We start from the raw sequence: 25390 nt of genomic DNA on the forward strand, positions 1-25390 counted from the left end.
GCAGCTATCCTCACTGCAAATTCACAGCAAGCCTTGCTTTTAAACGCCCTTTCATCCATTTACTGACCAACCAGGCAAGTTTCTTGCAAAGCTAATCGGCGGCGACCGCCTGGAAAAAATGCAGAAATACAGGCTTACAAAGTGATCATCAAGTTGTATACAATCAGCTCATCGCTGTGACGCCACCAGGTTTTTCTGCCGGTCGCCACGCACTTGCTACCACGAACAAGAAGGAAGACTGCAGTGAGCGCTGACTACCCACGCGACCTGATCGGTTACGGCAGTAACCCTCCTCACCCCCACTGGCCGGGCAAGGCACGCATCGCGTTGTCTTTCGTACTCAATTACGAAGAAGGCGGCGAGCGCAATATTTTGCACGGCGACAAAGAGTCCGAAGCCTTCCTATCGGAAATGGTCTCGGCCCAACCGCTGCAAGGCGCACGCAACATGAGCATGGAGTCGCTGTACGAATACGGCAGCCGTGCCGGCGTGTGGCGCATCCTCAAGCTGTTCAAAGAATTCGATATCCCGCTGACCATCTTCGCCGTGGCCATGGCCGCCCAACGCCACCCGGACGTGATTCGCGCCATGGTCGAGGCCGGCCATGAGATCTGCAGCCACGGCTACCGCTGGATCGACTACCAATACATGGACGAGGCCCAAGAGCGCGAGCATATGCTCGAAGCCATCCGCATCCTTACCGAACTGACCGGCGAACGCCCGCTGGGCTGGTACACCGGCCGCACCGGCCCGAACACCCGTCGCCTGGTGATGGAAGAAGGCGGTTTCCTGTACGACTGCGACACCTACGACGACGACCTGCCCTACTGGGAACCCAACAACTCCACCGGCAAGCCGCACCTGGTGATCCCCTACACCTTGGACACCAACGACATGCGCTTCACCCAGGTGCAAGGTTTCAACAAGGGCGATGACTTTTTCGAATACCTGAAGGATGCGTTCGACGTGCTGTACGCCGAAGGCGCCGAGGCGCCGAAGATGTTGTCCATCGGCCTGCATTGCCGTTTGATTGGCCGCCCGGCGCGCCTGGCTGCGCTGAAGCGCTTTATCGAATACGCCAAGGGCCATGAACACGTGTGGTTCACCCGCCGCGTCGATATCGCCCGTCACTGGCATGAAACCCACCCGTACACGGGAGCGGCCAAATGACTGCATTCAAGACCCTGAAGCCATCGACCTTGAGCCGCGATGAGTTTGTCGCCGCCTTTGCCGATATCTACGAACACTCGCCATGGGTGGCCGAAAAGGCCTTCGACCTGGGCCAGGACCCTTCGATCGACCAGATCGAAACCCTGCACCAGCGCATGAGCGACATCCTGTTGAGCGCTGATCACACCAGTCAACTGGCCCTGATCAACGCCCACCCGGACCTGGCCGGCAAAGCTGCCGTCCAGGGCCAACTCACCCAAGCCAGCACTGATGAGCAAGCTGGCGCGGGGATTCACCAATGCACGGCCGAAGAGTTCTCGCGCTTCACCGAGCTGAACGATGCCTACAAAGCCACGTTCAAGTTTCCCTTCATCATGGCGGTAAAAGGCAGCAACCGGCATCAGATCCTGGCCGCATTCGAGACGCGCATTCACAACTCGGCGGACGCCGAATTCAAATGCGCCCTGGCCGAGATCAACAAGATCGCGTTGTTCCGTTTACTGACCCTCTAAACGACCATCCCCAGCCACTCTATATAAGGCAGACAAGAAGAATGAAAGCTTACGCCGTACCTTTCGAGAAGTTCGTCAACCTGGCCGACGCCCGTCTGGGCACCAAGATCCTTTCGGTGACCGATGACTGGTTCGCTGACGCCAACCGCCTGTTCCAGCCGACCCCGGCCGTGTGGAAGGAGGGCGTTTTCGATGACAACGGCAAGTGGATGGACGGCTGGGAGTCACGCCGCAAGCGCTTCGAAGGCTACGACAGCGCAGTGATCCGCCTGGGCGTACCGGGTTCGATCAAGGGCTTGGACATCGACACTTCATTCTTCACCGGCAACTTCCCGCCGTCGGCGTCCCTGGAAGCCTGCTTCCTGGCCTCGGGCGACCCGGATGACAACACCCAGTGGACCGAAGTGCTGTCGGCCGTCGAGTTGCAAGGCAACAGCCACCACTACCACGAGATCAGCAACGATCAGGCATTCAGCCACCTGCGTTTCAACATCTACCCGGACGGCGGCGTAGCCCGTCTGCGTGTGTACGGTATTCCGTTCCGCGACTGGTCGTCGGTGGGCGACAACGAACAGGTCGACCTGGCGTCTGCCCTGAACGGCGGCCGCGCACTGGCGTGCTCCGATGAACACTTCGGCCGCATGAGCAACATTCTCAACCCAGGTCGTGGCATCAACATGGGCGATGGCTGGGAAACCGCTCGTCGTCGTACACCAGGCAATGACTGGGTGATCGTCGCATTGGGCCACCCGGGCGAGATCGAGAAGATCATCGTCGACACCCTGCACTTCAAGGGCAACTACCCGGACACCTGCTCGATCCAAGGCGCCTTCGTGAAAGGCGGCACCGACAGCCAGATCGAAACCCAATCGCTGTTCTGGCGCGAACTGCTACCGGCGCAAAAGTTGGAAATGCACGCCGAACACACCTTCGCCGAGCAGATCAAGGCACTGGGCCCGATCACTCACATCCGCCTGAACGTGTTCCCGGATGGGGGCGTGAGCCGCCTGCGTGTACTGGGTAAAGTCGCCAAGTAAACGCTGAATCCTGTGGCAAAGTAGCTTGTTGTGGTGAGCGGGCTTGCCCCGCGTTGGGGCGCGAAGCGACCCTGGATGCAGACACCGCGTTTTCACAGAAGAAACGCAGTGATCTTGTTGGGGCCGCTTCGCAGCCCAGCGCGGGGTAAGCCCGCTCACCACACACGTTCATCACACCCACAAGCAACCGCATAACCAACACAGAATCCGGATAAGAAGACAGCCATGCGCACACTGATGATCGAACCCCTGACCAAAGAAGCCTTCGCCCCCTTCGGAGACGTTATCGAAACCGACGGCAGCGATCACTTCATGATCAACAACGGGTCGACCATGCGCTTTCACAAGCTGGCAACGGTAGAAACCGCACAGCCTGAAGACAACGCCATCATCAGCATCTTCCGCGCCGACGCGCTGGATATGCCGCTGACCGTGTGCATGCTGGAAAGACACCCGCTGGGCAGCCAGGCTTTTATACCGCTGCTCGGCAACCCCTTTCTGATCGTGGTCGCGCCACTTGGCGATGCACCTGTATCGGGCTTGGTCCGCGCCTTCGTCACCAACGGCAGGCAGGGCATTAATTACCATCGCGGCGTCTGGCACCACCCGGTGCTGACGATCGAAAAGCGGGATGACTTCCTGGTGGTTGATCGCAGTGGCACAGGCAATAACTGCGATGAGCATTTTTTCAAAGAGGATGAGCGGTTGATCCTCGCCCCCCACCAATAAGAGAAGGCCGGATCACCCGACAACAAGGGTGACAGGCGAGAGGTAAAGACTGTGGAAGCACATCTGTTGGAATGGCTGAACCTTAGCGTGCGCTGGGTTCACATGATCACTGGCGTCGCCTGGATCGGCGCTTCGTTCTACTTTGTCTGGCTGGAAAACAACCTCAACCGCGTCAACCCCAAGAGCGGCCTCGCCGGTGACTTGTGGGCGATCCACGGTGGCGGTATCTACCACCTGGAAAAATACAAACTGGCCCCGCCGACCATGCCGGACAACCTGCACTGGTTCAAATGGGAAGCCTATTTCACCTGGATGTCGGGCGTCGCGCTGCTGTGCGTCGTGTTCTACCTCAACCCGACGCTGTACCTGCTCGCACCTGGCAGTAGCCTCAGCGGCACCGAAGGCGTATTGCTGGGCATTGGCTCACTGTTCGCCGGCTGGTTCATCTACTCCTTCCTCTGCGACTCGGCCCTGGGCAAACGCCCTGCCCTGCTCGGTTTCATCCTGTTTGTGCTGTTGATTGCGGCGGCCTATGGCTTCAGCAAAGTGTTCAGCGGCCGTGGCGCCTACCTGCACGTCGGTGCGGTGATCGGCACCATCATGGTGGGCAACGTGTTCCGCATCATCATGCCGGCGCAGCGCGCGCTGGTGGCGGCCATCGCTGAGAACCGCACACCGGATCCGGCCCTGCCGGCCAAGGGATTGCTGCGTTCGCGCCATAACAACTACTTCACCTTGCCGGTGCTGTTCATCATGATCAGCAACCACTTCCCGAGCACCTACGGCAGCCAATACAACTGGCTGATCCTGGCGGGTATCGCGGTGGCGGCGGTGTTGGTACGGCACTACTTCAACACCCGTCACAACAGCCAGAAGTATGCATGGACCTTACCGGTCGGCGCGTTGGCGATGATCAGCCTGGCATACGTCACGGGGCCAAAACCGGCAGAGCCGATTGCCAAGGCACCTGCGGCCATCGAATACCAGCCACTGCCTGAAACGGCGTTGGGTGGTGGTTTGAAACCCGCGGCTCCAGCAGCTCCCGCCGCCGAGCCGGCACCCGCCCAGGCGACGATTGATTTCGACAAGGTGCATGGGGTGATCCAGGAGCGTTGCGCCGTGTGCCATTCGGCCAAGCCCACCAGCCCGCTGTTCAGCACCGCTCCGGCTGGGGTGATGTTCGATACCCCGGCGCAGATCCAGCAACAGGCAGCACGCATTCAGGCGCAGGCCGTGGCGAGCCAGATCATGCCGCTGGGCAACATCACCCAGATGACCCAGCAGGAGCGGGATTTGATTGGCACGTGGATCAACCAGGGGGCGCGTACCAACTGACAGATTCACACAGTTCCAATGTGGGAGGGGCTCGGCCCCGATAGCCGTGTGTCATTCAAAACATCAGTGACTGAACCACCGCAATCGGGGGCAAGCCCCCATCCCACAGGGGACTTGTAGTGATTTAGAGATTGCGTTCCACACAACACAAAAATAAAAAAGATCCGAGGTGTTGCATGACCGAGTTAGTCGAACCGCAGATTCCTGCCGCCCCTGCCATGGAGCGGCTGCCCCTCTTGCAACTGATTCTGGTAGGCCTGCAACACGTCTTGCTGATGTACGGCGGCGCCGTCGCCGTACCCCTCATCATTGGCCAGGCCGCGGGCTTGAGCCGTGAAGAAATCGCTTTCCTGATCAATGCCGACCTGCTGGTGGCCGGTATCGCCACCATGATCCAGTCATTCGGCATCGGCCCGGTGGGCATTCGTATGCCGGTGATGATGGGCGCCAGTTTTGCCGCCGTCGGCAGCATGGTCGCCATGGCCGGCATGCCGGGTATCGGCTTGCAGGGTATCTTCGGCGCGACCATCGCGGCCGGGTTCTTCGGGATAATCATTGCGCCCTTCATGTCCAAGGTGGTGCGCTTTTTCCCTCCGTTGGTGACTGGCACCGTGATCACCGCCATCGGCCTTTCGCTATTCCCCGTGGCCGTGAACTGGGCCGGCGGCGGCAGCGCGGCAGCCACATTTGGCTCGCCGATCTACCTGGCGATTGCCGCGCTGGTACTGGCTACCATCCTGCTGATCAACCGCTTCATGCGCGGTTTCTGGGTGAACATTTCGGTGCTGATCGGTATGGGGCTTGGCTACGGCTTGTGCGGCATCATTGGCATGGTCGACCTCAGCGGCCTGGCCCAGGCGCCGTGGGTGCAGGTGGTGACACCGCTGCACTTCGGCATGCCGAAGTTCGAGTTGGCACCGATCCTGTCGATGTGCCTGGTCGTGGTGATTATCTTTGTCGAATCCACCGGGATGTTCCTCGCCCTGGGCAAGATCACCGGTCAGGAAGTGTCCCCCAAGATGCTGCGTCGGGGCTTGCTGTGTGATGCCGGCGCGTCGTTCTTCGCCGGGTTCTTCAACACCTTTACCCACTCCTCATTCGCCCAGAACATCGGCCTGGTGCAGATGACCGGCGTGCGTTGCCGCTCGGTGACGATCATGGCCGGCGCGTTCCTGATTGTGCTCAGCCTGTTGCCCAAAGCGGCGTACCTGGTGGCATCGATTCCACCGGCAGTGCTCGGCGGTGCGGCGATTGCCATGTTCGGCATGGTCGCAGCCACCGGCATCAAGATCCTTCAGGAAGCTGACATCGCCGACCGCCGTAACCAGTTGCTGGTAGCGGTGAGCATCGGCATGGGCCTGATCCCCGTGGTGCGCCCGGAGTTCTTCGCCCAACTGCCGTTGTGGATGAGCCCGATTACCCACAGTGGCATCGCCATGGCCACCCTCAGCGCGTTGTCACTGAATATCCTGTTCAACATCCTCGGCGGTTCAGAACGCCCTGCCGTCGCTCATACGCATTGATTCCTTCGTTACAACAACAAAAACAATAACGAACAAGGAACCCCACCATGCACACCCTCCACCTGGGGGCGGCCATCAGCCGTGCCCCATTTATGCCCGACACGCTCTGTAAGAGCGCACTTGAGCCAAGGGTTGGGAGCCAGTATTCTCCGCGCCCGCTCGAATCGACTCAAAAAAAAACAGCGAATGTAAAAGCTGACTGCAAGGCCAACTTATCCCGGCCTAATGTCTGCTGCCACGGTGCACAAAACGCCTCTGTATTCGACTGCATTTGTTGCAGCCGATGGGGATTTTTTGGCGTTTCAAACACCTTGGCGCAGCTCTTGCTAAAAGCACTAAAGCTGACCAAACAGACGATTTTTGCAGCGAACCAAAAGGCGCCACACCAGAGCGCCTGCGTAGAAGAAAAACCACAAAACCTTAACTCGGGAGCAACCGAATGAAACCTATGTTCAAAGGCCTGATGCTGGCAGGATCCCTGCTTGCGGGTGGTCAGGCCGTGGCCGGTGACTTGTTGCAGTGGCAGAACAACAGCCTGACGTACCTGTGGGGCAAGAGCTTTACCGTCAACCCGCAGATCCAGCAAACCGTCACCTTCGAACACGCCGACGCGTGGAAGTACGGCGACAACTTTGTGTTCGTCGACCGCATCTTCTACAACGGCAAGGAAGACGGCAACGTCGGCCCAAGCACCTACTACGGCGAGATCAGCCCACGGTTGTCATTCGGTAAAATCCTCGACAAAGACCTGTCCTTCGGCCCGATCAAGGATGTGCTGCTGGCCTTCACTTACGAGTTCGGCGAAGGCGATAACGAGTCGTACCTGCTCGGCCCGGCGTTCGACTTGAACATCCCTGGTTTCGACTACTTCCAACTGAACTTCTATCAGCGCCAGACCGAAGGCAATCGCGCGGGTGATGGCGTTTGGCAGATCACCCCGGTGTGGGCCTACACCATTCCCGTCGGCAGCTCCGACATCCTGATCGACGGCTTCATGGATTGGGTGGTGGATAACGACAAAAACGCCCGTGGCACTTACCACGCCAACCTGCACTTCAACCCGCAGGTTAAATACGACCTGGGTAAAGCGCTGCATTGGGGCGATAAGCAGTTGTATGTGGGTTTTGAGTACGACTACTGGAAGAACAAGTACGGGATCGAAGATTCGGGTGCATTCAAGACCACCCAGGACACGGCGAGCTTCCTGGTCAAGTATCACTTCTAAAAGCCAATGCAATACAAATGTGGGAGGGGGCTTGCTCCCGATAGCGAAGTGTCAGTCACTCTATTTGTTGACTGACACACTGCTATCGGGAGCAAGCTCCCTCCCACATTCAGATAGGCGGCAGGCCCAAAAACCGCATGATCTCCTCACGCTTGGCCAGCGCATCTTTTCTGCCCAACTCAATCAACTCGCTGCAATACCCCGCCTCGAACAGCAAGTAACTCAGCACCCCCGCCCCGCTCGTCTTGGTCGCCCCCGGCCCACGCAAGAACAACCGCAACGCCGCCGGCAATTCCTGCCGATGCCTTGCCGCGATTTCATCGATCGGCTGGCTTGGCGCAATCACCAGCACTTCCACCGGTGCCAGGCCTCGGGCCGCGCTGTCGGCTGGCTGGTGATGGCTGAACTGGTTCAGACGCTCCAGCAATTCGATATCACTTTCCAGGCTGTCGATGAACGTGCTGTTGAGCATGTGCCCACCGATCTGGGCCAGGGTCGGTTCCTGACCGGTGTAGGTGCGCTGCACCGACGGCTCGTTGCCCCGCGGGTTGCCGCTGACGCCCACCACCAGCACGCGGGTCGCCCCCAGGTGCAGCGCCGGGCTGATCGGGGCTGATTGGCGCACCGCACCGTCACCGAAATATTCCTGGTCGAGTTTCACCGGGGCAAACAGCAAAGGGATCGCTGAACTGGCCAGCAGGTGCTCAACCGTCAGTTGCGTCGGGACGCCGATACGCCGATGGCGCAACCACGCATCAATGGTGCCGCCACCTTGATAGAAGGTCACCGCCTGCCCGGATTCATAGCCGAACGCGGTGACCGCCACCGCGTGCAAATGCTTGTTTCGGATGGCTTCGTCGATGCCGCCCAGGTTCAGGCGCTCTTGCAACAAGTCCCGCAGCGGAGAGCTATTAAGCAACGCTACCGGCACTTGCGCGCCCAGGCCCAACAGGCTGTGGATGAGGAAACGACTCGCCTGGCGAATAACCCCCGGCCAATCACTGCGCAACACCAGATGGCTGCGAAAGCCCTGCCAAAAGGCAGTAAGACGCTGGATCGCCGCCGTGAAATCCATCGCGCCACTGGCCAGTGTCACCGCATTGATCGCCCCGGCCGAGGTGCCGACGATCACCGGAAACGGGTTGGGTGCCCCTGGTGGCAACAGCTCGGCAATCGCCGCCAAAACACCCACCTGATACGCCGCTCGCGCCCCGCCGCCGGAAAGAATCAAGCCTGTTACCGGTTCAGCTGGGCGCATCGCATCACTCCGTGTGGGGAAAATCTCACCTTATCGGCGGCTTTTTTCGTACAACTTGGGTTCGCCCGGTGGCCGGCTCTTGAAACGGCGGTGGGTCCACAGGTATTGCTCGGGGCATTCGCGTACAGAGGTTTCGACCCACTGGTTGATGCGCAGGCAGTCCACCTCATCGCTTTCGCCGGGAAAGTCGGTCAACGGCGGATGGATCACCAGGCGGTAACCACTGCCGTCGGCCAGGCGCTCCTGGGTGAACGGCACCACCAGCGCCTTGCCCAGGCGGGCGAACTTGCTGGTGGCGGTGACGGTGGCGGCCTGGATACCGAACAGCGGTACGAAAATACTTTGCTTGGCGCCATAGTCCTGGTCAGGTGCGTACCAGATGGCGCGGCCGGCGCGCAGCAGCTTAAGCATGCCGCGCACGTCTTCGCGCTCGATGGCCAGGGAATCAAGGTTGTGGCGCTCGCGGCCACGGCGCTGGATAAAGTCGAACAACGGATTGCCGTGCTCGCGGTACATCCCATCAATGGTGTGCTTTTGGCCCAACAGCGCCGCGCCGATTTCCAGGGTGGTGAAATGCAGGGCCATGAGGATCACGCCCTTGCCATCGAGTTGGGCCTGCTTGAGGTGCTCCAGGCCTTCGACATGGGCCAGACGCGACAGGCGCTGGCGCGACCACCACCAACTCATGGCCATTTCAAAGAAGGCGATGCCCGTGGAGGCAAAGTTTTCCTTGAGCAGCTGCTTACGCTCTTTAGCGGTTTTTTCCGGGAAGCACAGTTCCAGGTTACGCGCGGCGATGCGGCGACGCTCGCTGGCCACACGGTACATACCCGCGCCCAGTAACCGACCAATGGCCAGCAGCGCGCGGTATGGCAATTGGGTGACCAGCCACAGCAGGCCGAGCCCAAGCCATAGCAGCCAGAAACGCGGGTGAAAAAATGCAGCTCGAAAACGCGGGCGATCCATTACAGATTCCGGTAAAGACAGGGCCGCGCATTCTACAACGGTTCGACCCGGCTTGCGGCCAGTGGATGTTCTCGTTATAAGTCTCGACACTTTTCGTGACAAGCCGCTTTATGCCGACCATGAGCCAAACCGAACCGCTAGACCAAGATCCCGTGTTCCAGCTGAAAGGCAGCATGCTCGCCATCACCGTGCTGGAACTCGCCCGTAACGACCTCGACGCCCTGGACCGCCAACTCGCCGCCAAGGTCGCCCTGGCGCCAAACTTCTTCAACAACGCCCCGCTGGTGCTGGCCCTGGACAAACTGCCGGCCGGCCAGGGCGCTGTCGATCTGCCTGGCCTGATGCGCGTGTGCCGCTCCCATGGCCTGCGCACTCTGGCCATTCGTGCCAGCCGTATCGAAGACATTGCCGCGGCCATCGCCATTGAACTGCCAGTACTGCCACCGTCCGGCGCACGCGAGCGTCCGCTCGAACCATTGGTCGGTGAAGAGAAGAAAAAACCGGAAAAACCACCGGAGCCGACGATAAAGCCTACAAAGATCATCACCTCTCCCGTACGCGGTGGGCAGCAAATTTACGCCCAGGGCGGCGACTTGGTTGTCATCTCCTCGGTCAGTCCCGGCGCGGAACTTCTCGCCGATGGCAACATCCATGTATACGGCCCGATGCGCGGACGTGCCCTCGCCGGCATCAAGGGTGATACCAAGGCCCGTATTTTTTGCCAGCAGTTGACCGCTGAGCTAGTGTCCATCGCAGGCCAGTACAAGGTTTCCGAAGATTTGCGCCGTGATCCGCTGTGGGGGGCCGGGGTGCAGGTCAGCCTGTCGGGCGATGTGTTGAACATCATCCGTCTTTAACGGATACTGCCGCATTTTCCAAGCATCTCTAGACTCTGATAGCACAGCGAAACCGGCAATACTTGTGTAGGAACATCTGAAGGTTGGCGTTTTTCCTACGCTAACCCGTCTTTTTCCTACAAAGACCGTCCGCCTGCAGCGAGTTCCAAGAGATGTTTTTCAGGGACTGAAAAGTCCTTTTTCCTTAGGGGTGAAACACCTTGGCCAAGATTCTCGTGGTTACATCCGGCAAGGGTGGTGTGGGTAAGACCACCACCAGCGCCGCTATCGGTACCGGCCTCGCTCTGCGCGGCCACAAGACAGTCATCGTCGACTTCGACGTCGGTTTGCGTAACCTCGACCTGATCATGGGCTGCGAACGCCGTGTGGTGTACGACTTCGTCAACGTGGTGAACGGCGAAGCCAACCTGCAACAGGCCCTGATCAAGGACAAGCGCCTTGAGAACCTGTACGTACTGGCCGCCAGCCAGACCCGTGACAAAGATGCGTTGACCAAAGAAGGCGTAGGCAAAGTCCTCGCTGAACTGAAGGAAACCTTCGAATACGTCGTCTGCGACTCCCCGGCCGGCATCGAAACCGGTGCTCATTTGGCGATGTACTTCGCCGATGAAGCCATCGTGGTAACCAACCCGGAAGTGTCCTCCGTACGTGACTCGGACCGCATGCTCGGCCTGCTGGCCAGCAAGTCCCAGCGCGCAGAGAAAGGTGAAGACCCGATCAAGGAGCACCTGCTGCTCACCCGCTACAACCCTGAGCGCGTCAGCAACGGCGAAATGCTCGGTGTCGAGGACGTCAAGGACATCCTCGCGGTGACCCTGCTGGGCGTGATCCCGGAATCCCAGGCCGTCCTGAAGGCTTCCAACCAGGGTGTCCCGGTTATTCTTGACGACCAGAGCGACGCCGGCCAGGCGTACAGCGATGCGGTTGATCGCTTGCTGGGCAAGACCGTGGAACATCGCTTCCTCGATGTTAAGAAGAAGGGATTCTTCGAGCGTATCTTTGGAGGCAACTAAACAATGAAATTTCTCGACTTCTTTCGCGCCAACAAAAAGCCAAGCACCGCGTCGGTCGCGAAAGAGCGTCTACAGATCATCGTGGCGCACGAACGCGGCCAACGCAGCACCCCGGACTACCTGCCAGCCTTGCAGAAGGAACTGGTCGAGGTGATCCGCAAGTACGTCAACATCGGCAACGATGACGTGCATGTCGCTCTGGAAAATGACGGCAGCTGCTCGATTCTGGAACTCAATATCACCCTGCCTGATCGTTGATCGAACAGGCGGCCGCCACGGCGGCTCGCACACCTTGATCCCATAGCGGGAACCGGGTGGGCGAGCCGCCGTTGGCGTTTGTTACGAGGCTGTTTAATGCCGCTGTCCAATATCCATATCCTGCATCAGGACGACGCTGTCTTGGTGGTGAACAAGCCGACCCTGCTGCTCTCGGTGCCTGGCCGCGCCGACGACAACAAGGACTGCCTGATCACCCGCCTGCAGGAAAACGGCTACCCCGAAGCCCGCATCGTCCATCGCCTGGACTGGGAAACCTCGGGGATCATCCTGCTCGCCCGGGATGCCGATACCCATCGCGAACTGTCCCGCCAGTTTCACGACCGTGAAACCGAGAAGGCCTACACCGCATTGGCCTGGGGCCAGCCGGAACTCGACAGCGGCAGCATTGATCTGCCCTTGCGCTACGACCCGCCGACCAAACCACGGCATGTGGTGGATCACGAGTTCGGCAAACACGCGATGACCTTCTGGAAGGTGCTGGAACGTTGCGGCGACTGGTGCCGTGTGGAGCTGACGCCGATCACCGGGCGCTCACACCAGTTGCGCGTGCACATGCTGTCGATCGGTCATCCATTGCTCGGCGACGGCCTGTATGCCCATGAGCAAGCCCTGGCTGCGTGGCCGCGCCTGTGCTTGCACGCAAGCATGCTGAGCTTTACTCATCCGCAGAGTGGCGAGCGTTTGCGCTTCGAGTGCCCAGCGCCCTTCTAAAGCTGTGAACACAGAACAAATGTGGGAGGGGGCTTGCCCCCGATGGCGGAGAATCAGTCACTGTATTGTTGACTGACCCACTGCAATCGGGGGCAAGCCCCCTCCCACATTTGTACTGTGCACTTCCCGTCACCGAACGGTAAACTCCGCGCATTGCTGTCTGGAGCTATTTATGCGCGAAGCGTTGAATCAAGGCCTGATCGACTTCCTCAAGGCCTCCCCTACTCCTTTTCATGCCACTGCCGCCCTGGCCCAGCGCCTGGAAGCGGCCGGTTACCAGCGTCTCGACGAGCGCGAAACCTGGGCCACCGAAGCCAACGGTCGCTACTACGTGACCCGCAACGACTCCTCGATCATCGCCTTCAAGCTCGGCCGTCACTCGCCGCTGCAGGGCGGGATTCGCCTGGTGGGCGCCCATACCGACAGCCCGTGCCTGCGGGTCAAGCCCCAGCCCGAGCTGCAACGCCAGGGCTTCTGGCAGTTGGGAGTGGAAGTCTACGGCGGCGCCTTGCTGGCGCCGTGGTTTGACCGCGACTTGTCCCTGGCAGGCCGCGTGACGTTCCGCCGCGACGGCAAAGTCGAAAGCCAACTGATCGACTTCAAGCTGCCCATCGCCATCATCCCGAACCTGGCCATTCACCTGAACCGCGAAGCCAACCAGGGCTGGGCAATCAACGCCCAGACCGAACTGCCACCGATCCTCGCGCAGTTTGCCGGTGACGAGCGCGTGGACTTCCGAGCCGTGCTCACCGAGCAACTGGCGCGCGAGCACGGGTTGAACGCTGATGTGGTGCTCGATTACGAGCTGAGCTTCTACGACACCCAGAGTGCAGCTGTAATTGGCCTCAATGGCGACTTCATCGCCGGCGCGCGCCTCGACAACCTATTGTCGTGCTACGCCGGCCTGCAAGCCCTGCTTACCAGCGAGACCGACGAAACCTGCGTACTGGTGTGCAACGACCACGAAGAAGTCGGTTCCTGCTCGGCCTGCGGTGCCGATGGCCCGATGCTGGAACAGACCCTGCGACGCCTGTTGCCGGAAGGTGATGAATTCGTACGTACCATTCAGAAATCCCTGTTGGTATCGGCGGACAATGCCCACGGTGTGCACCCGAACTACGCCGACAAGCACGACGCCAACCACGGCCCCAAGCTCAATGCCGGCCCGGTAATCAAGGTCAACAGCAACCAGCGCTACGCGACCAACAGCGAAACCGCCGGGTTCTTCCGCCACCTGTGCATGGCCGAAGAAGTGCCGGTACAGAGCTTTGTGGTGCGCAGCGACATGGGCTGCGGCTCGACCATCGGCCCGATCACCGCCAGCCACCTGGGCGTGCGTACCGTGGACATCGGCCTGCCGACGTTTGCCATGCACTCCATTCGTGAACTGTGCGGCAGCCATGACCTGGCGCATCTGGTGAAGGTACTGGGTGCGTTCTACGCCAGTCGCGACCTGCCCTGATCCAAAGGCTGAATACAGCCAGAAATGTGGGAGGGGGCTTGCCCCCGATGCGGTGGGTCAGCTAAAAACAAGCTGACTGACAGACCGCTATCGAGGGCAAGCCCCCTCCCGCATTTGGTTTTGCGTACACCTGATCTGCATCATCTGCACTTCCCGCAATCCGACCTAGACTTGTCAGTATTCCCACTCCGACAAGGCCGTCGCACCATGATCTCCATGTCCTCCTTCCACGCCATGCTTATCCCTATTCTGATCGGCATGATCATGCTCGCGGTCGGCTTCAACTTTCGCGACAAGCCCCTCGGCGTGTTCGGCATGTGGATCGGTATGCTGCTGATCCTGGGCACCGTGGTGTACAAGATCCTCGCCAAACTGGCCGAATGACGCGTGCACTCGTACACTCGCTCAACCCGTCGTTTCCAAGGTTGACCGCCTCGTGCTTTCCCGTCTGTTTGCCCTGCCCTGCTACCTGCTGATCGCCCTGTTCACCCTGCTGCCGCTTACTTCTGCCCAAGCAGTCGGTTTGCCCGGCCTGCTCGGCAGCACTAACAAGTCCCAGCCCCAGGCAGAAGTGCCCCTCGGCCAATCGCTGGACGAGGTGATCAAGACCCTGGAAAACGACCAGCAGCGCACCCAACTGCTCAGCGATCTGAAAAAACTCCGCGCCGCCACACAAAAAGCCCAGCCGGCCGCCGAACAGGGCGTGCTTGGGCTGATCGGCAGCACGCTGTCGACCCTGGAGCAACAGTTCTCCGGCAACGACAGCCCGCTGGGGCGTTGGTCCGATGAGATCGACCAGGCCAAGGACGAACTCGACGCCTTGATGCTGCCAGCCAACGAATGGCTGCCAATCATTTTTGGCTTTGCGCTTATTCTCGCGGTGTGGAGCCTGCTGGCCTACGTGCTGATATGGCTCAGCCACCGCGTCCGCGAACGGTTCGGCCTGCCTGAAGAACTGCCGCAACACCCGCGCACCTGGGACATGGTGCGCTTTGCCCTGCGCAAACTGGGGCCGTGGCTGATCGCGCTGGTGATCACCGTGTACATGAGCTACGCACTGCCCTCTTCCCTGGGTAAATCCCTGGCGATGGTGTTGGCTTACGCGCTGGTGGTCGGTACCTGTTTCTCAGCCATCTGCGTGATCGCGTTCTCTTTGCTCGACGGCCCGCACCGCCATCGTGCGCTGTATATCCTGCGGCACCAGGCCTTTCGTCCGCTGTGGTGGATCGGCAGCTTTGCCGCTTTTGGTGAAGCCCTGAGCGACCCACGCCTGGTAACCGCACTCGGCCAACACCTGTCTCACACCGCCGCAACCGTCGCCAATGTGATGGCGGCGTTGTCCACCGGCGTGTTTATCCTGCGGTTTCGCCGCCCGATCGCCCACCTGATACGCAACCAACCACTGTCGCGCCGCCTCACCCGTCGCGCCCTCAGCGACACCCTCTCGATCATCGGTTCGTTCTGGTACCTCCCGGCCTTGCTGCTGGTGGGCATTTCGCTGTTTGCCACGTTCGTCTCTGCCGGCGACACCAGCACCGCCCTGCGCCAATCGCTGCTGTGCACGGTGTTGCTGGTGTTGTGCATGGTCATCAACGGTCTGGTACGCCGCCATGCTCTCAAGCCGCAACGCGGGCACAAGCGCCATGCGCTGTACTCCGAGCGCCTGAAAAGCTTCATCTACACCCTGGCCCACCTGGCGGTATGGCTGGTGTTTATCGAGCTGGGCCTGCGGGTCTGGGGCCTGTCGCTGATTGGCTTTGCCGAAGGCGAGGGGCATGAAATCGCGGTCAAACTGTTCGGCCTGGCCGGTACGCTGCTGTTCGCCTGGCTGATCTGGATCCTCAGCGACACGGCGATCCACCACGCCCTCACCCGCTCGCGCAAAGGCCTGGCCAATGCGCGGGCGCAGACCATGATGCCGTTGATCCGCAACGTGCTGTTCGTGACGATCTTCATCATTGCCGCCATCGTCGCCCTGGCGAATATGGGCATGAACGTCACACCGCTGCTGGCGGGTGCCGGTGTGATCGGCCTGGCCATCGGTTTTGGTGCGCAGTCGCTGGTGGCAGACTTGATCACCGGCCTGTTCATCATCATCGAAGATTCCCTGGCGATTGATGATTACGTGGATGTAGGCGGCCACCTCGGCACCGTCGAGGGCCTGACCATCCGCACCGTGCGCCTGCGCGACATCGACGGGATTGTGCACACCATTCCGTTCAGCGAGATCAAGAGCATCAAGAACTACTCGCGAGAGTTCGGCTACGCGATCTTCCGGGTGGCAATTCCGTACAACATGGACATTGATAACGCGATCAAGCTGATCCGTGATGTCGGCCAAAAAATGCGCAATGACCCGCTGCAGCGCCGCAATATCTGGTCGCCGCTGGAGATCCAGGGGGTGGAAAGCTTTGAGTCAGGCAGCGCGATCCTGCGCGCCCGGTTCAAGACGGCGCCGATCAAGCAATGGGAAGTGTCACGGGCGTTCAACCTGTCGCTGAAACGGCATCTGGACGAGGCCGGGTTGGATCTGGCCACGCCTCGATTGAGTGTGCAGGTGGTGACGGGAGCTTCGGGTGGGTTGGAGAAAGAGAAGGACGCTTGAAGCAGCCGCACCCACCTTTGCCGAGCGGCTTGTTGTGGTGAGCGGGCCTGCCGCGCGCTGGAGCGCGAAGCGGTCCTGAACGGGTGGAATGCGGTGTATCTGATACAACTCAGTGGCTGGAGTGGGGCTGCTTTGCAGCCCAGCGCGGGGCAAGCCCGCTCACCGCACCAGGCCCGCTTGCCACAATAAGCGCGCTCACCCCATAGAGCCTGATTACCAGACACAAACCGCCATGTTTAAACGAGCGCTGCTCCATCCATCTTCTGGCGCAAGCTCAACGGGCGCATATCAGTCCAGGTTTCTTCGATGTAGGCCAGGCACTCTTTCTTCATGCCGCTCTTGCCCACGGTGCGCCAGCCTTCCGGCACGACCTTGTAGTCTGGCCAGATGGAATACTGTTCTTCATGGTTGACCACTACCTGAAACAGGATGTCGTCGCGGTCAAATACTGAGGTCATTGCTGTTCTCCATCGCAAAAAGCTGGCTGCGCACCACGCGCAGCACTGATATCTGTAGAAACGTACCAAGCCGTCGAAAAATTAGAGGCTGTCCACGGCGGCTGCCAGGGCACGCCCGAAGATCTCGGCCACACGGTCGACTTCAGCGGCGGTGATCACCAGCGGCGGCAGGAAGCGCACCACGCTGCCATGGCGACCACCCAGTTCCAGGATCAGCCCGCGCTTGAGGCACTCGCGCTGTACCAGCGGCGCCAATTGGCGGTGCACCGGAGGGTGGCCCTGGGTATCGAGGGTGCCGTCCGGGTCGACCAGTTCCACACCGAGCATCAGCCCGCGACCGCGAATATCCCCCAACTGCGGGAAGTCGCGTTGCAGAATGCGCAGGTGTTCGCCGAGGCGCTCGCCCATAACTGTTGCGTGGCCGGGCAGGTCGTGTTCCTTGAGGTAGCGCATCACCGCCGAACCCGCCGCCATAGCCATTTGATTGCCACGGAACGTGCCGGCATGGGCGCCCGGCAGCCAGGTGTCGAGCCAGTCGCGGTACACCACCACCGCCAACGGCAAGCTGCCGCCGATGGCCTTGGACATCACCACCACATCCGGAATGATGCCCGCGTGTTCGAAGGCGAACATCTTGCCGGTGCGGCCAAAACCGCTCTGGATTTCGTCGACAATCAACGCCACACCCGCCTGTTCGGTGATGCGTCGCAGGCCGCGCAGCCAGTCGAGGTCGGCCGGGATTACGCCGCCTTCACCCTGCACCACTTCAACAATCACCGCTGCCGGCAGCAACACGCCAGCTTCCGGGTCGTTAAGCAGGTTTTCCAGGTAGTGCAGGTTGACCCGCACACCTTGCGCACCGCCCAGACCAAACGGGCAGCGGTAATCGTAGGGATACGGCAGGAACTGCACGCCATTGCCAAGCAACGCCCCCAAGGGCTTCTTCGGCCCCAGGCTGCCCATCAGGCTCAAAGCGCCTTGGCTCATGCCGTGATAACCGCCCTGGAACGACAGCAAGGTGCTGCGCCCTGTGGCGGTACGGACCAGTTTCAGCGCGGCTTCCACCGCATCGGTGCCAGTGGGCCCGCAAAACTGGATCTTGGCTTCCCGCGCCAACTCGGCCGGCAACAGACCGAACAAGTCCTGCACGAATTGATCCTTGACCGGCGTAGTCAGGTCGAGGGTGTGCAACGGCAGCTCATCACTCAGCACTTGCTGGATAGCGTCGATCACCACCGGGTGGTTATGCCCCAGCGCCAGGGTACCGGCCCCGGCCAGGCAGTCGATGAACTGGCGGCCTTCCACGTCTTCCACGTAGATGCCCTTGGCGCGTTTGAGCGCCAAAGGGATACGCCGCGGATAACTGCGCGCATTGGATTCCTGCTGGCGCTGACGGGCCAGCAGCGGTGTTTCGTCGAACTGGTAGAGCGTTTCCACAGGCGCCGGGCTGACATGCACTGGGGCGCTTTCGATACGGCTGGTAGCGACAGACATCTCTCTATCCCTCAATACGCTGATGATGGTGACCAAACTGCCAATCCGTTGGCGTCTGGCCCAAGGGCATGCGCACGGATTTCCTGTTCTGGAAACGCATCAGCGGCTGAGGGATTTAGGGCTGGTGATCGTTAACTGATGCCGTTGAACGGTGCTCTGCGTCAAAGTCCTCGGTATTTCTCATTCAAGGCATACAGGATCGCGCACGTCTCGGCATCCAATACGCCACGATAATCCCCCGGCCGAAAGTGCATCTGAAACGCCCGCGTGCGCAGCTCAAACGCCTGTCGATTCTGCGCCGGTCTATACCCATATCGCTGAAACGCACGCTCCACTTCCACTTCCGGCGGCAGCCCTACACAAAATCGGCGTTGATACATCGTCCGCGCCGCCTCATCGAACCAGGCACCTACACCGGCGTCGTACAAGCACCGCCAAGGCAGTCGAGGCCCTGGATCACTCTTGCGCCAATAGGCCACGTCCGAATGCCCGAGAATGTCGGTCGGGCCGATCTGCGGGTAGCGTCCGAGGATGTCGCGCACCAATGCACTCAACACTTCAATCTGTTCGTGCGAGTACTCAGGAAAGATAAAGACACCCGCATCGTCCCGTGCCAGGTTGACGATCTCGATGCCAATGGAGCGGCTATTGAGGTTATCCCGCCCTGCCCATTGGCTCGCACCGGCATGCCACGCAGACTTGGTTTCATCCACCAGGCGAAACGCGCGCAGTTCGTCATACCCGGCAGCGCGGTAACCAGGCTCATCCGGGTCGGGCAAAAGATAGTGAGCGCTGACCCCCTCCTGCGTCAGCGTCTGCAAGGAGGATGTGAAGGGAGCTGCGGTGTAATGCAGGATCAACTGTCGCACGGTTTCACCGTTGCGTTCATTGAAGCCTTTGGCAGGAAAAGTGGTATCGATGACTAACATAAGAACTGTCCTTTTCAGTACAGGCCGAGTCCTTCGGCCCGTTCAAGTGCAAAAAAATTACCGCCATCCTGAAGCGCTGAACTTCAAGAGGGCGGTAACTATTTGGCAGATGAAAAAAGATCAGCGCCGCAACGGCATACCCAGCTCGACGCGCAGGCCATCCGCCTGGCTGTCGAACGTCAACGAGCAGGAACAGCGCTGCACAATCGCTTGCACGATTGCCAAGCCCAGGCCGCAGCCTTCGCTGTTGCCATTACGCCAGAAGCGTTGGGTCAAGTACTGCAGGTCTTCGCTGGAAATCTGCTTGCCGTGGTCACGCACGCGAAACACCACGTTGCCTGCCTGGGTGAACAGACTGAGTTCCACGCGAGTGTCCGCCGGGGTGTGGCGCAAGGCGTTGTCCAGCAGATTGCGCAGGGCCGCAACCGCCAGGCCGACGGGCATTTCCACCGGAGCGCTGGAAAGGTTGTCCGGCAGGATCAGGTCGATGCGTGAGTTATCGCCAGCATTGGCATCCTGGATCGCCAGCCGTGCGACGTCTTCGGCGCTGGACTGCACGCCATCGTCAAACGACAGGCTGCCTTCCACTCGCGCCAGCAACAGCAATTGTTCCAGGGTGCGATGCAGGCGATCGGCGCCCTCCTCGGCGTGGGCCAGGGACTGGTCGCGGGCCGCGCCTTCGGTCATGCGCGCCACTTGCAGGTGGGTCTTGATCGCCGTCAGCGGGCTGCGCAGTTCGTGGGCCGCGTCGCCAGTGAGGCGACGTTCGCGCTCAATGGTCTTGGCGATACGCTGCAACAGTTGGTTCTGGGTGTCGAGCAGCGGTTTGAGTTCGCTGGGCAGCGGGTGGATCTGCAGGGGTTCGAGAGAGTCCGCACTGCGCCGCATCAGCGCATCGCGCATACGGTTGAGCGGCAGCAGGCTCTGGCCAATGCCCAACCACAGCAGGCACAGGCAACCGAGCATGGCCACGCCCACCGGCACCGATGCCGCCAGCAGGATCGACATATTCAACGCCTCGCGCTCCACCTGGCGGTCGGCGGTGGTGATCAGCAGATCGCCACGGGACAGGGTAAAGCTGCGCCAGCCCACGCCGTCGATCTCTTGGTCGCGAAAACCGCTGCGTTGGGACTCCAGGCCCTGATCCGGCGTGGTGTGGCTGCGCGCGAGGATTTCCCCGCGCAAGGAGCTGACCTGGCAGGCCATGCCGCCCGGCACATGCAGTTGCTCGGCACTGAAATGCGCGCCGCCGCTGACACTGGCCAGGCCCGGCATCTGCTCGGTCAGCCCCGCCACCATGCGCGCCGACGCTACCAGGCGCTGGTCGAGAGAGAACATCATCTGGTTGCGCAGGTCGTTGAGCATCCAGGCCGCTGCCAGGGCCCAGATCAACACGAATGCGGCGCCGAGCTTGAACGTCAGGCGCAGGCGCAGGCTCTTCACGAAACGTTCTCTCCATCATCCGCCGGGCCCAGGCGATAGCCCAGACCACGCACGGTCTCGACAATGCCATTGCCCAATTTGCGCCGCAGGTGGTGGATATGCACGTTGAGTGCGTTGCTTTCCAGCTCATCGTTAAAGCCGTAGACGCTGTCCTTGAGCTGCTCGCTGGACAGCACACGGCCCTTGTTGTGCAGCAGGGCCTGCAACAGCGCCTGCTCACGCCGGGACAAATCCACCGGCTGGCCACCCAACAGGGTTTCACGGCTGCTGGGGTCATAGGTCAACCGGCCGTGTTCGATCAAGTTGACGCTGCGCCCTGCCATCCGGCGCAGCAGGGTTTGCAGGCGGGCAGCTAATTCGCGCAAGTCGAAGGGTTTGAGCAGGTAGTCATCGGCGCCGGCTTGCAGGCCGTCGACGCGGTTGGTCACCGAGTCCCGCGCGGTGAGGATCAGCACCGGAATCTCCAGGCCCTGGCTGCGCAGTTGCTGCAACAGCTTGAGGCCGTCTTCGTCGGGCAGGCCGAGGTCGAGCACCATGATGTCGAAAGTCGCCGCTTTGAGCATCGCCCGAGCAGCCGCAGCCGTAGCCACGCGCTCGACGGTAAAACCCTGGGCGGTGAGGCCGGCCACGATGCCGCTGGCGATCAGTTCGTCGTCTTCACAGACCAGTACGTGCATGGTGAACCCTTCATAAAAGATGGGGTGATTAAAGGTGCAGCGGATTAAGCGCAGATTATGCCGTGAAAAGAGGCAAGCTCAGATAATCCCTACACTTTAGAATAGCGCCGGTTAATCATCGGTTAATCAACGCCACACATTGTGTGCCTCACTTGTATCGGACTAAGGCTTGACCATGCGGCATCTTTTTACCTTTCTGCTGGTGTTGTTCGCCGGGTTGGCCCAAGCCGCGCCGGGCAACCCGTTTGAGACCAAACCCGATTTCCTCCCGGTGGGCAAAGCTTTCACCTTTACCTCCGAACGTCTTGAAAGTGGCGAGACCCAGCTGTATTGGCAGATTGCCGACGGTTATTACCTGTACAAGCAGCGCATGAAGTTCGAGGGCCTGACCGCACAGCCGGCACTGCCGCAAGGTGAAGCCCATAGCGATGAGTTCTTCGGCGAGCAGGAAGTGTACCGCCAGGGCCTGGAAGTGAAGCTCCCTGCTGGCGCCACCGGCCAGATCAAGCTGGGCTGGCAGGGCTGCGCCGATGCTGGCCTGTGCTACCCACCGCAGTCGATCACCGTGGACCTGGGTGGCAATCCTGCCGTAGCGGCCACCGCTCAAGCCCAGGACCAGAGCCTGGCCAGCGGCCTGCAACAGCGCAGCCTGGGTTGGAGCCTGCTGGTGTTCTTCGGCCTGGGCCTGCTGTTGGCGTTTGCACCGTGTTCGTTGCCGATGCTGCCGATCCTCGCCGGTCTGGTGGTGGGCAGCGGCGCCAGCCCTCGCCGTGGTTTTGCCTTGGCCAGCAGCTACGTAGTGTGCATGGCGCTGGTGTATGCCGCGCTGGGTGTACTGGCTGCGTTGCTCGGCGCCAACCTCGCCGCCCTGCTGCAAACGCCGTGGATATTGGGCAGTTTCGCCGCTCTGTTTGTGCTGCTCGCCCTGCCGATGTTCGGCTTCTTTGAACTGCAACTGCCCGCCTTCCTGCGCGACCGACTGGACAACGTCAGCCGCCAGCAAAGCGGTGGCAGCCTGATCGGTGCCGGTGTGCTTGGCGCGCTGTCCGGCCTGCTGGTCGGCCCGTGCATGACCGCGCCCCTGGCTGGCGCCCTGCTGTATATCGCCCAAAGCGGCAACGCGCTGCACGGTGGCTTGATCCTGTTCGCCATGGGCATCGGCATCGGCATTCCGTTGTTGCTGCTGGTGACTGTCGGCAACCGCTTCCTGCCCAAGCCGGGCACTTGGATGAACGTGCTCAAGGGCATCTTCGGCTTCCTGTTCCTGGGCACCGCCGTGCTAATGATTCGTCCGGTAGTTGGCGAAAGCCTGTGGGTCGGCCTGTGGGGTGCATTGGCCCTGGTGATGGCCTACTGCGGTTGGACCCTCGCCCGCGAGTACGGCCTGGCGGCCAAGGTATTCGGCGCCGGCTCCCTGGTGCTGGGCCTGTGGGGCGCGGTGCTGGTGGTGGGTGCGGCCGGTGGCAGCGACGACCTGTGGCAACCGCTGAAGGTGTACAGCGGCGCGAAGGTCGCCGGGGCGCCCTCCGCCCATGACGCCTTCATGACCATCAGTGACCCCGCCGTGCTGCAAAACCAACTCGACAGCGCCAAGGCCCAGGGCCAATGGGTGCTGGTGGATTACTACGCCGACTGGTGCGTGTCGTGCAAGATCATGGAAAAACAGGTGTTCGGCAAACCCGCAGTTCTCGACGCACTGAAAGACGTGCGCCTGCTGCGCCTGGACGTCACCGCCGACAATGCCGCCAGCCGCGAACTGCTGGGCCGCTACAAGGTGCCGGGGCCACCGAGCTTTGTCTGGATCGGCCCCGACGGTGAAGAACGCCGCGCACAACGCATCACCGGCGAAGTGAATGCCGACGCCTTCCTGCAACGCTGGACGCAAACCCGGGACGCCCTCTGATGCTGACCCTGACCATCGGCACCTTCGCCATCGCGCTGAATCACATCCTGCTGATCAGCGCGTTGATTCTCGCCACCCTGGTGGGCTGGCGCGTGGCCAAGCGTGGTGGTGAAAACCCGGAGTCAGTGCTGTTCAGCCTGTTTCTGCTGGGCATGCTCGCGGCCCGCGTCAGCTTTGTGCTGATGTACTGGAGTTACTACAGCAGCGACTGGCTGCAGATGGTCGACCTGCGCGACGGCGGCTTTCTCGCCTGGCCAGGCATCATCGCCCTGCTCATCGGCGCTGTGCTCTACGGCTGGCGGCGCCCGGCGCTGCGCAAGCCGTTGAGCGCCGGGGTCATCACCGGTCTGCTGTTCTGGGGCATGACCAGCCTGTCCTTGAGCGTGTATGAAAAAGGCACACGCCTGCCAGACATCACCTTGCGCAACGCCAATGGCGAAGTGGTGCAACTGGCGGACTACCAGGGCGGACCGCTGGTCATCAACCTGTGGGCCACCTGGTGCCCGCCATGCCGCCGCGAAATGCCGGTGCTGGAAAGCGCCCAGCGCATGCGCCCTGACGTGACCTTCCTGTTCGTCAACCAGGCCGAAAGCATGCAAAGCGTCAGCACCTACCTGGCCACCCAAGGCCTGAACCTGGACAACGTGCTGTTTGACGCCAGCGGTCGCCTCGGCCAGGCCGTGGGCTCCATGGCCCTGCCGACCACCTTGTTCTACCAAGCTGATGGACGCCTCATCAACAGCCACTTGGGCGAGTTGTCCCAGGCCAGCCTGGCCCGTGCCATGGAACCCTTCGACACCGCCCCTGCTGCCACAAGGAAACCCACATGCGAAGCCTCCGCCACCTGTTGAGCCTCTTACCACTGACGCTGGCAGCCAACCTGGCCCACGCCGATGACTGGCCGGCACCGATCAAACAGATCGAAGCCAAGGGCGCCAAGATCATCGGCAAGTTCGACGCCCCCAGCGGCCTCACCGGCTATGCCGCGCAATACCAGAATCGAGGCATGGCGCTGTACCTGACCGCCGACGGCAAACACGTGATCGCCGGCAACCTGTACGACGCCCAGGGCGATGACCTGAGCACCGCGCCGCTGGAAAAACTGGTGTACGCGCCGATGGCTAAGGAAGTCTGGGCCAAGATGGAAAAAAGCAGCTGGATCCAGGACGGCGACAAAAACGCACCGCGTATCGTCTACCTCTTCAGCGACCCCAACTGCCCGTACTGCAACATGTTCTGGGAACAGGCCCGGCCGTGGGTCAAATCCGGCAAGGTGCAGTTGCGCCACATCATGGTCGGCATCATCCGCGAAGACAGCGCCGCCAAATCGGCCGCCCTGTTCGCCGCCAAAGACCCGCAAAAAGCACTGGAAGAACACGAAGCCGCCGGCAAGAGCAGCAAATTGCAGGCACTGCCGAAAATCCCGGCCGATATCGAAGCCAAGCTCGATGCCAACATGAAGTTGATGGATGAGCTCGAACTGTCGGCGACGCCGGCGATCTTCTACCTGGATGACAAGGGTGGCTTGCAGCAACAGCAAGGCGCGCCGTCCCCGGATAAGTTGGTGAAGATTATGGGACCGAAGTAAGCGGCGCCTGGTCTGACGTCATCGGGGGCAAGTCGAATCGTCGCACCGTCCCTCCCACAGTGGTTTGGGTTCACACATTTCTATTGGTGAATACATTCAAGTGTGGGAGGGGGCTTGCCCCCGATAGCAGTGGGTCAGCCAAAGATGCATCAACTGACACTCCCTCATCGGGGGCAAGCCCCCTCCCACATTTTTAACCCAGTACACCAGACCCAA

The 25390-nt window shown here is 60.8% G+C and carries 25 protein-coding genes; 18 read left to right on the top strand and 7 right to left on the bottom strand.

Features of this window, described 5'->3' with window-relative positions:
• The first annotated feature begins 243 nt into the window (after positions 1-243).
• The 8 genes from puuE (at position 244) to LRO94_RS19985 (ending at position 7531) form a co-directional block, all read left to right on the top strand.
• Positions 244-1170: an allantoinase PuuE gene (gene puuE, locus LRO94_RS19950; protein ID WP_179178643.1), complete on the top strand. Its 927-nt coding sequence runs from the start codon at positions 244-246 to the stop codon at positions 1168-1170.
• Positions 1167-1682 (top strand): 2-oxo-4-hydroxy-4-carboxy-5-ureidoimidazoline decarboxylase, encoded by a 516-nt coding sequence (uraD, locus tag LRO94_RS19955; RefSeq protein WP_032888003.1) that lies wholly within the window; start codon positions 1167-1169, stop codon positions 1680-1682. The genes puuE and uraD overlap by 4 nt, the downstream gene beginning before the upstream one ends.
• Positions 1683-1723: 41 nt before the next feature.
• Positions 1724-2719: an allantoicase gene (gene alc / locus LRO94_RS19960; protein ID WP_179178642.1), complete on the top strand. Its 996-nt coding sequence runs from the start codon at positions 1724-1726 to the stop codon at positions 2717-2719.
• A gap of 225 nt (positions 2720-2944) precedes the next feature.
• Complete coding sequence (locus tag LRO94_RS19965; protein ID WP_027603915.1) at positions 2945-3448, top strand: ureidoglycolate lyase; 504 nt, start codon at positions 2945-2947, stop codon at positions 3446-3448.
• Between the two features lie 51 nt (positions 3449-3499).
• A complete protein-coding gene (locus tag LRO94_RS19970) occupies positions 3500-4783 on the top strand; it encodes a urate hydroxylase PuuD (protein WP_032887999.1) in 1284 nt (427 codons plus the stop codon).
• Between the two features lie 176 nt (positions 4784-4959).
• Positions 4960-6306: a nucleobase:cation symporter-2 family protein gene (locus LRO94_RS19975; protein ID WP_179178641.1), complete on the top strand. Its 1347-nt coding sequence runs from the start codon at positions 4960-4962 to the stop codon at positions 6304-6306.
• Positions 6307-6353: 47 nt separating this feature from the next.
• Complete coding sequence (locus LRO94_RS19980) at positions 6354-6749, top strand: hypothetical protein (RefSeq protein WP_179178640.1); 396 nt, start codon at positions 6354-6356, stop codon at positions 6747-6749.
• Positions 6746-7531, top strand: a complete 786-nt coding sequence (locus LRO94_RS19985; protein WP_032887994.1) for an outer membrane protein OmpK — start codon at positions 6746-6748, stop codon at positions 7529-7531. Before LRO94_RS19980 ends, LRO94_RS19985 begins: the two co-directional genes overlap by 4 nt.
• A gap of 109 nt (positions 7532-7640) precedes the next feature.
• On the opposite strand, the gene LRO94_RS19990 is transcribed toward LRO94_RS19985, so the two are convergent.
• Both LRO94_RS19990 and LRO94_RS19995 read right to left on the bottom strand, forming a co-directional pair.
• Positions 7641-8789, bottom strand: coding sequence for a patatin-like phospholipase family protein (locus tag LRO94_RS19990; RefSeq protein ID WP_032887992.1), 1149 nt, complete (start codon positions 8787-8789; stop codon positions 7641-7643).
• Positions 8790-8819: 30 nt separating this feature from the next.
• The gene (locus LRO94_RS19995; protein WP_032887990.1) at positions 8820-9755 is read right to left on the bottom strand and encodes a lipid A biosynthesis lauroyl acyltransferase; all 936 of its coding nucleotides are present in this window, start codon (positions 9753-9755) and stop codon (positions 8820-8822) included.
• A gap of 119 nt (positions 9756-9874) precedes the next feature.
• On the opposite strand from LRO94_RS19995, the gene minC reads away from it, so the two are divergent.
• The 7 genes from minC (at position 9875) to LRO94_RS20030 (ending at position 16682) form a co-directional block, all read left to right on the top strand.
• Positions 9875-10612 (top strand): septum site-determining protein MinC, encoded by a 738-nt coding sequence (minC, locus tag LRO94_RS20000; RefSeq protein ID WP_032888096.1) that lies wholly within the window; start codon positions 9875-9877, stop codon positions 10610-10612.
• A 200-nt stretch (positions 10613-10812) separates the two neighbouring features.
• A complete protein-coding gene (minD, locus tag LRO94_RS20005) occupies positions 10813-11625 on the top strand; it encodes a septum site-determining protein MinD (protein WP_017737535.1) in 813 nt (270 codons plus the stop codon).
• A gap of 3 nt (positions 11626-11628) precedes the next feature.
• Entirely contained in the window at positions 11629-11883 is a 255-nt protein-coding gene (gene minE, locus LRO94_RS20010; RefSeq protein WP_003175252.1) for a cell division topological specificity factor MinE, read from the top strand.
• Positions 11884-11979: 96 nt separating this feature from the next.
• On the top strand, positions 11980-12615 hold the full coding sequence (locus LRO94_RS20015) for an RluA family pseudouridine synthase (protein ID WP_032887988.1): 636 nt from the start codon (positions 11980-11982) through the stop codon (positions 12613-12615).
• A gap of 172 nt (positions 12616-12787) precedes the next feature.
• Complete coding sequence (locus tag LRO94_RS20020) at positions 12788-14077, top strand: M18 family aminopeptidase (protein WP_032887987.1); 1290 nt, start codon at positions 12788-12790, stop codon at positions 14075-14077.
• Between the two features lie 207 nt (positions 14078-14284).
• Positions 14285-14461 (top strand): hypothetical protein, encoded by a 177-nt coding sequence (locus tag LRO94_RS20025; RefSeq protein WP_010208820.1) that lies wholly within the window; start codon positions 14285-14287, stop codon positions 14459-14461.
• A 52-nt stretch (positions 14462-14513) separates the two neighbouring features.
• Positions 14514-16682, top strand: a complete 2169-nt coding sequence (locus tag LRO94_RS20030) for a mechanosensitive ion channel family protein (protein WP_032887985.1) — start codon at positions 14514-14516, stop codon at positions 16680-16682.
• 236 nt (positions 16683-16918) lie between these two features.
• On the opposite strand, the gene LRO94_RS20035 is transcribed toward LRO94_RS20030, so the two are convergent.
• From LRO94_RS20035 to LRO94_RS20055, 5 genes are all read right to left on the bottom strand, one after another.
• Complete coding sequence (locus tag LRO94_RS20035) at positions 16919-17140, bottom strand: MbtH family protein (protein WP_032887983.1); 222 nt, start codon at positions 17138-17140, stop codon at positions 16919-16921.
• An 81-nt stretch (positions 17141-17221) separates the two neighbouring features.
• A complete protein-coding gene (locus tag LRO94_RS20040; protein ID WP_179178639.1) occupies positions 17222-18634 on the bottom strand; it encodes an aspartate aminotransferase family protein in 1413 nt (470 codons plus the stop codon).
• Positions 18635-18795: 161 nt separating this feature from the next.
• Positions 18796-19563: an N-acetylmuramoyl-L-alanine amidase gene (locus LRO94_RS20045; RefSeq protein ID WP_179178638.1), complete on the bottom strand. Its 768-nt coding sequence runs from the start codon at positions 19561-19563 to the stop codon at positions 18796-18798.
• 120 nt (positions 19564-19683) lie between these two features.
• Positions 19684-21006 carry an ATP-binding protein gene (locus LRO94_RS20050; RefSeq protein ID WP_122764598.1) on the bottom strand — a complete coding sequence of 441 codons (1323 nt, stop codon included), beginning with the start codon at positions 21004-21006 and terminating at the stop codon, positions 19684-19686.
• Entirely contained in the window at positions 21003-21683 is a 681-nt protein-coding gene (locus LRO94_RS20055; RefSeq protein ID WP_032887975.1) for a response regulator, read from the bottom strand. The genes LRO94_RS20050 and LRO94_RS20055 overlap by 4 nt, the downstream gene beginning before the upstream one ends.
• Positions 21684-21858: 175 nt before the next feature.
• On the opposite strand from LRO94_RS20055, the gene dsbD reads away from it, so the two are divergent.
• From dsbD to dsbG, 3 genes are read left to right on the top strand one after another with little or no spacing between them, the layout of a single operon-like run.
• The gene (dsbD, locus tag LRO94_RS20060; RefSeq protein ID WP_122756979.1) at positions 21859-23586 is read left to right on the top strand and encodes a protein-disulfide reductase DsbD; all 1728 of its coding nucleotides are present in this window, start codon (positions 21859-21861) and stop codon (positions 23584-23586) included.
• Positions 23586-24437, top strand: a complete 852-nt coding sequence (locus tag LRO94_RS20065; protein ID WP_095185451.1) for a TlpA disulfide reductase family protein — start codon at positions 23586-23588, stop codon at positions 24435-24437. Before dsbD ends, LRO94_RS20065 begins: the two co-directional genes overlap by 1 nt.
• Complete coding sequence (dsbG, locus tag LRO94_RS20070) at positions 24413-25174, top strand: thiol:disulfide interchange protein DsbG (RefSeq protein ID WP_179178637.1); 762 nt, start codon at positions 24413-24415, stop codon at positions 25172-25174. The genes LRO94_RS20065 and dsbG overlap by 25 nt, the downstream gene beginning before the upstream one ends.
• The last annotated feature ends 216 nt before the right edge of the window (positions 25175-25390 follow it).

Origin of the sequence: Pseudomonas sivasensis, assembly GCF_021391435.1 — a bacterium.
Taxonomy (GTDB): domain Bacteria; phylum Pseudomonadota; class Gammaproteobacteria; order Pseudomonadales; family Pseudomonadaceae; genus Aquipseudomonas; species Aquipseudomonas sivasensis.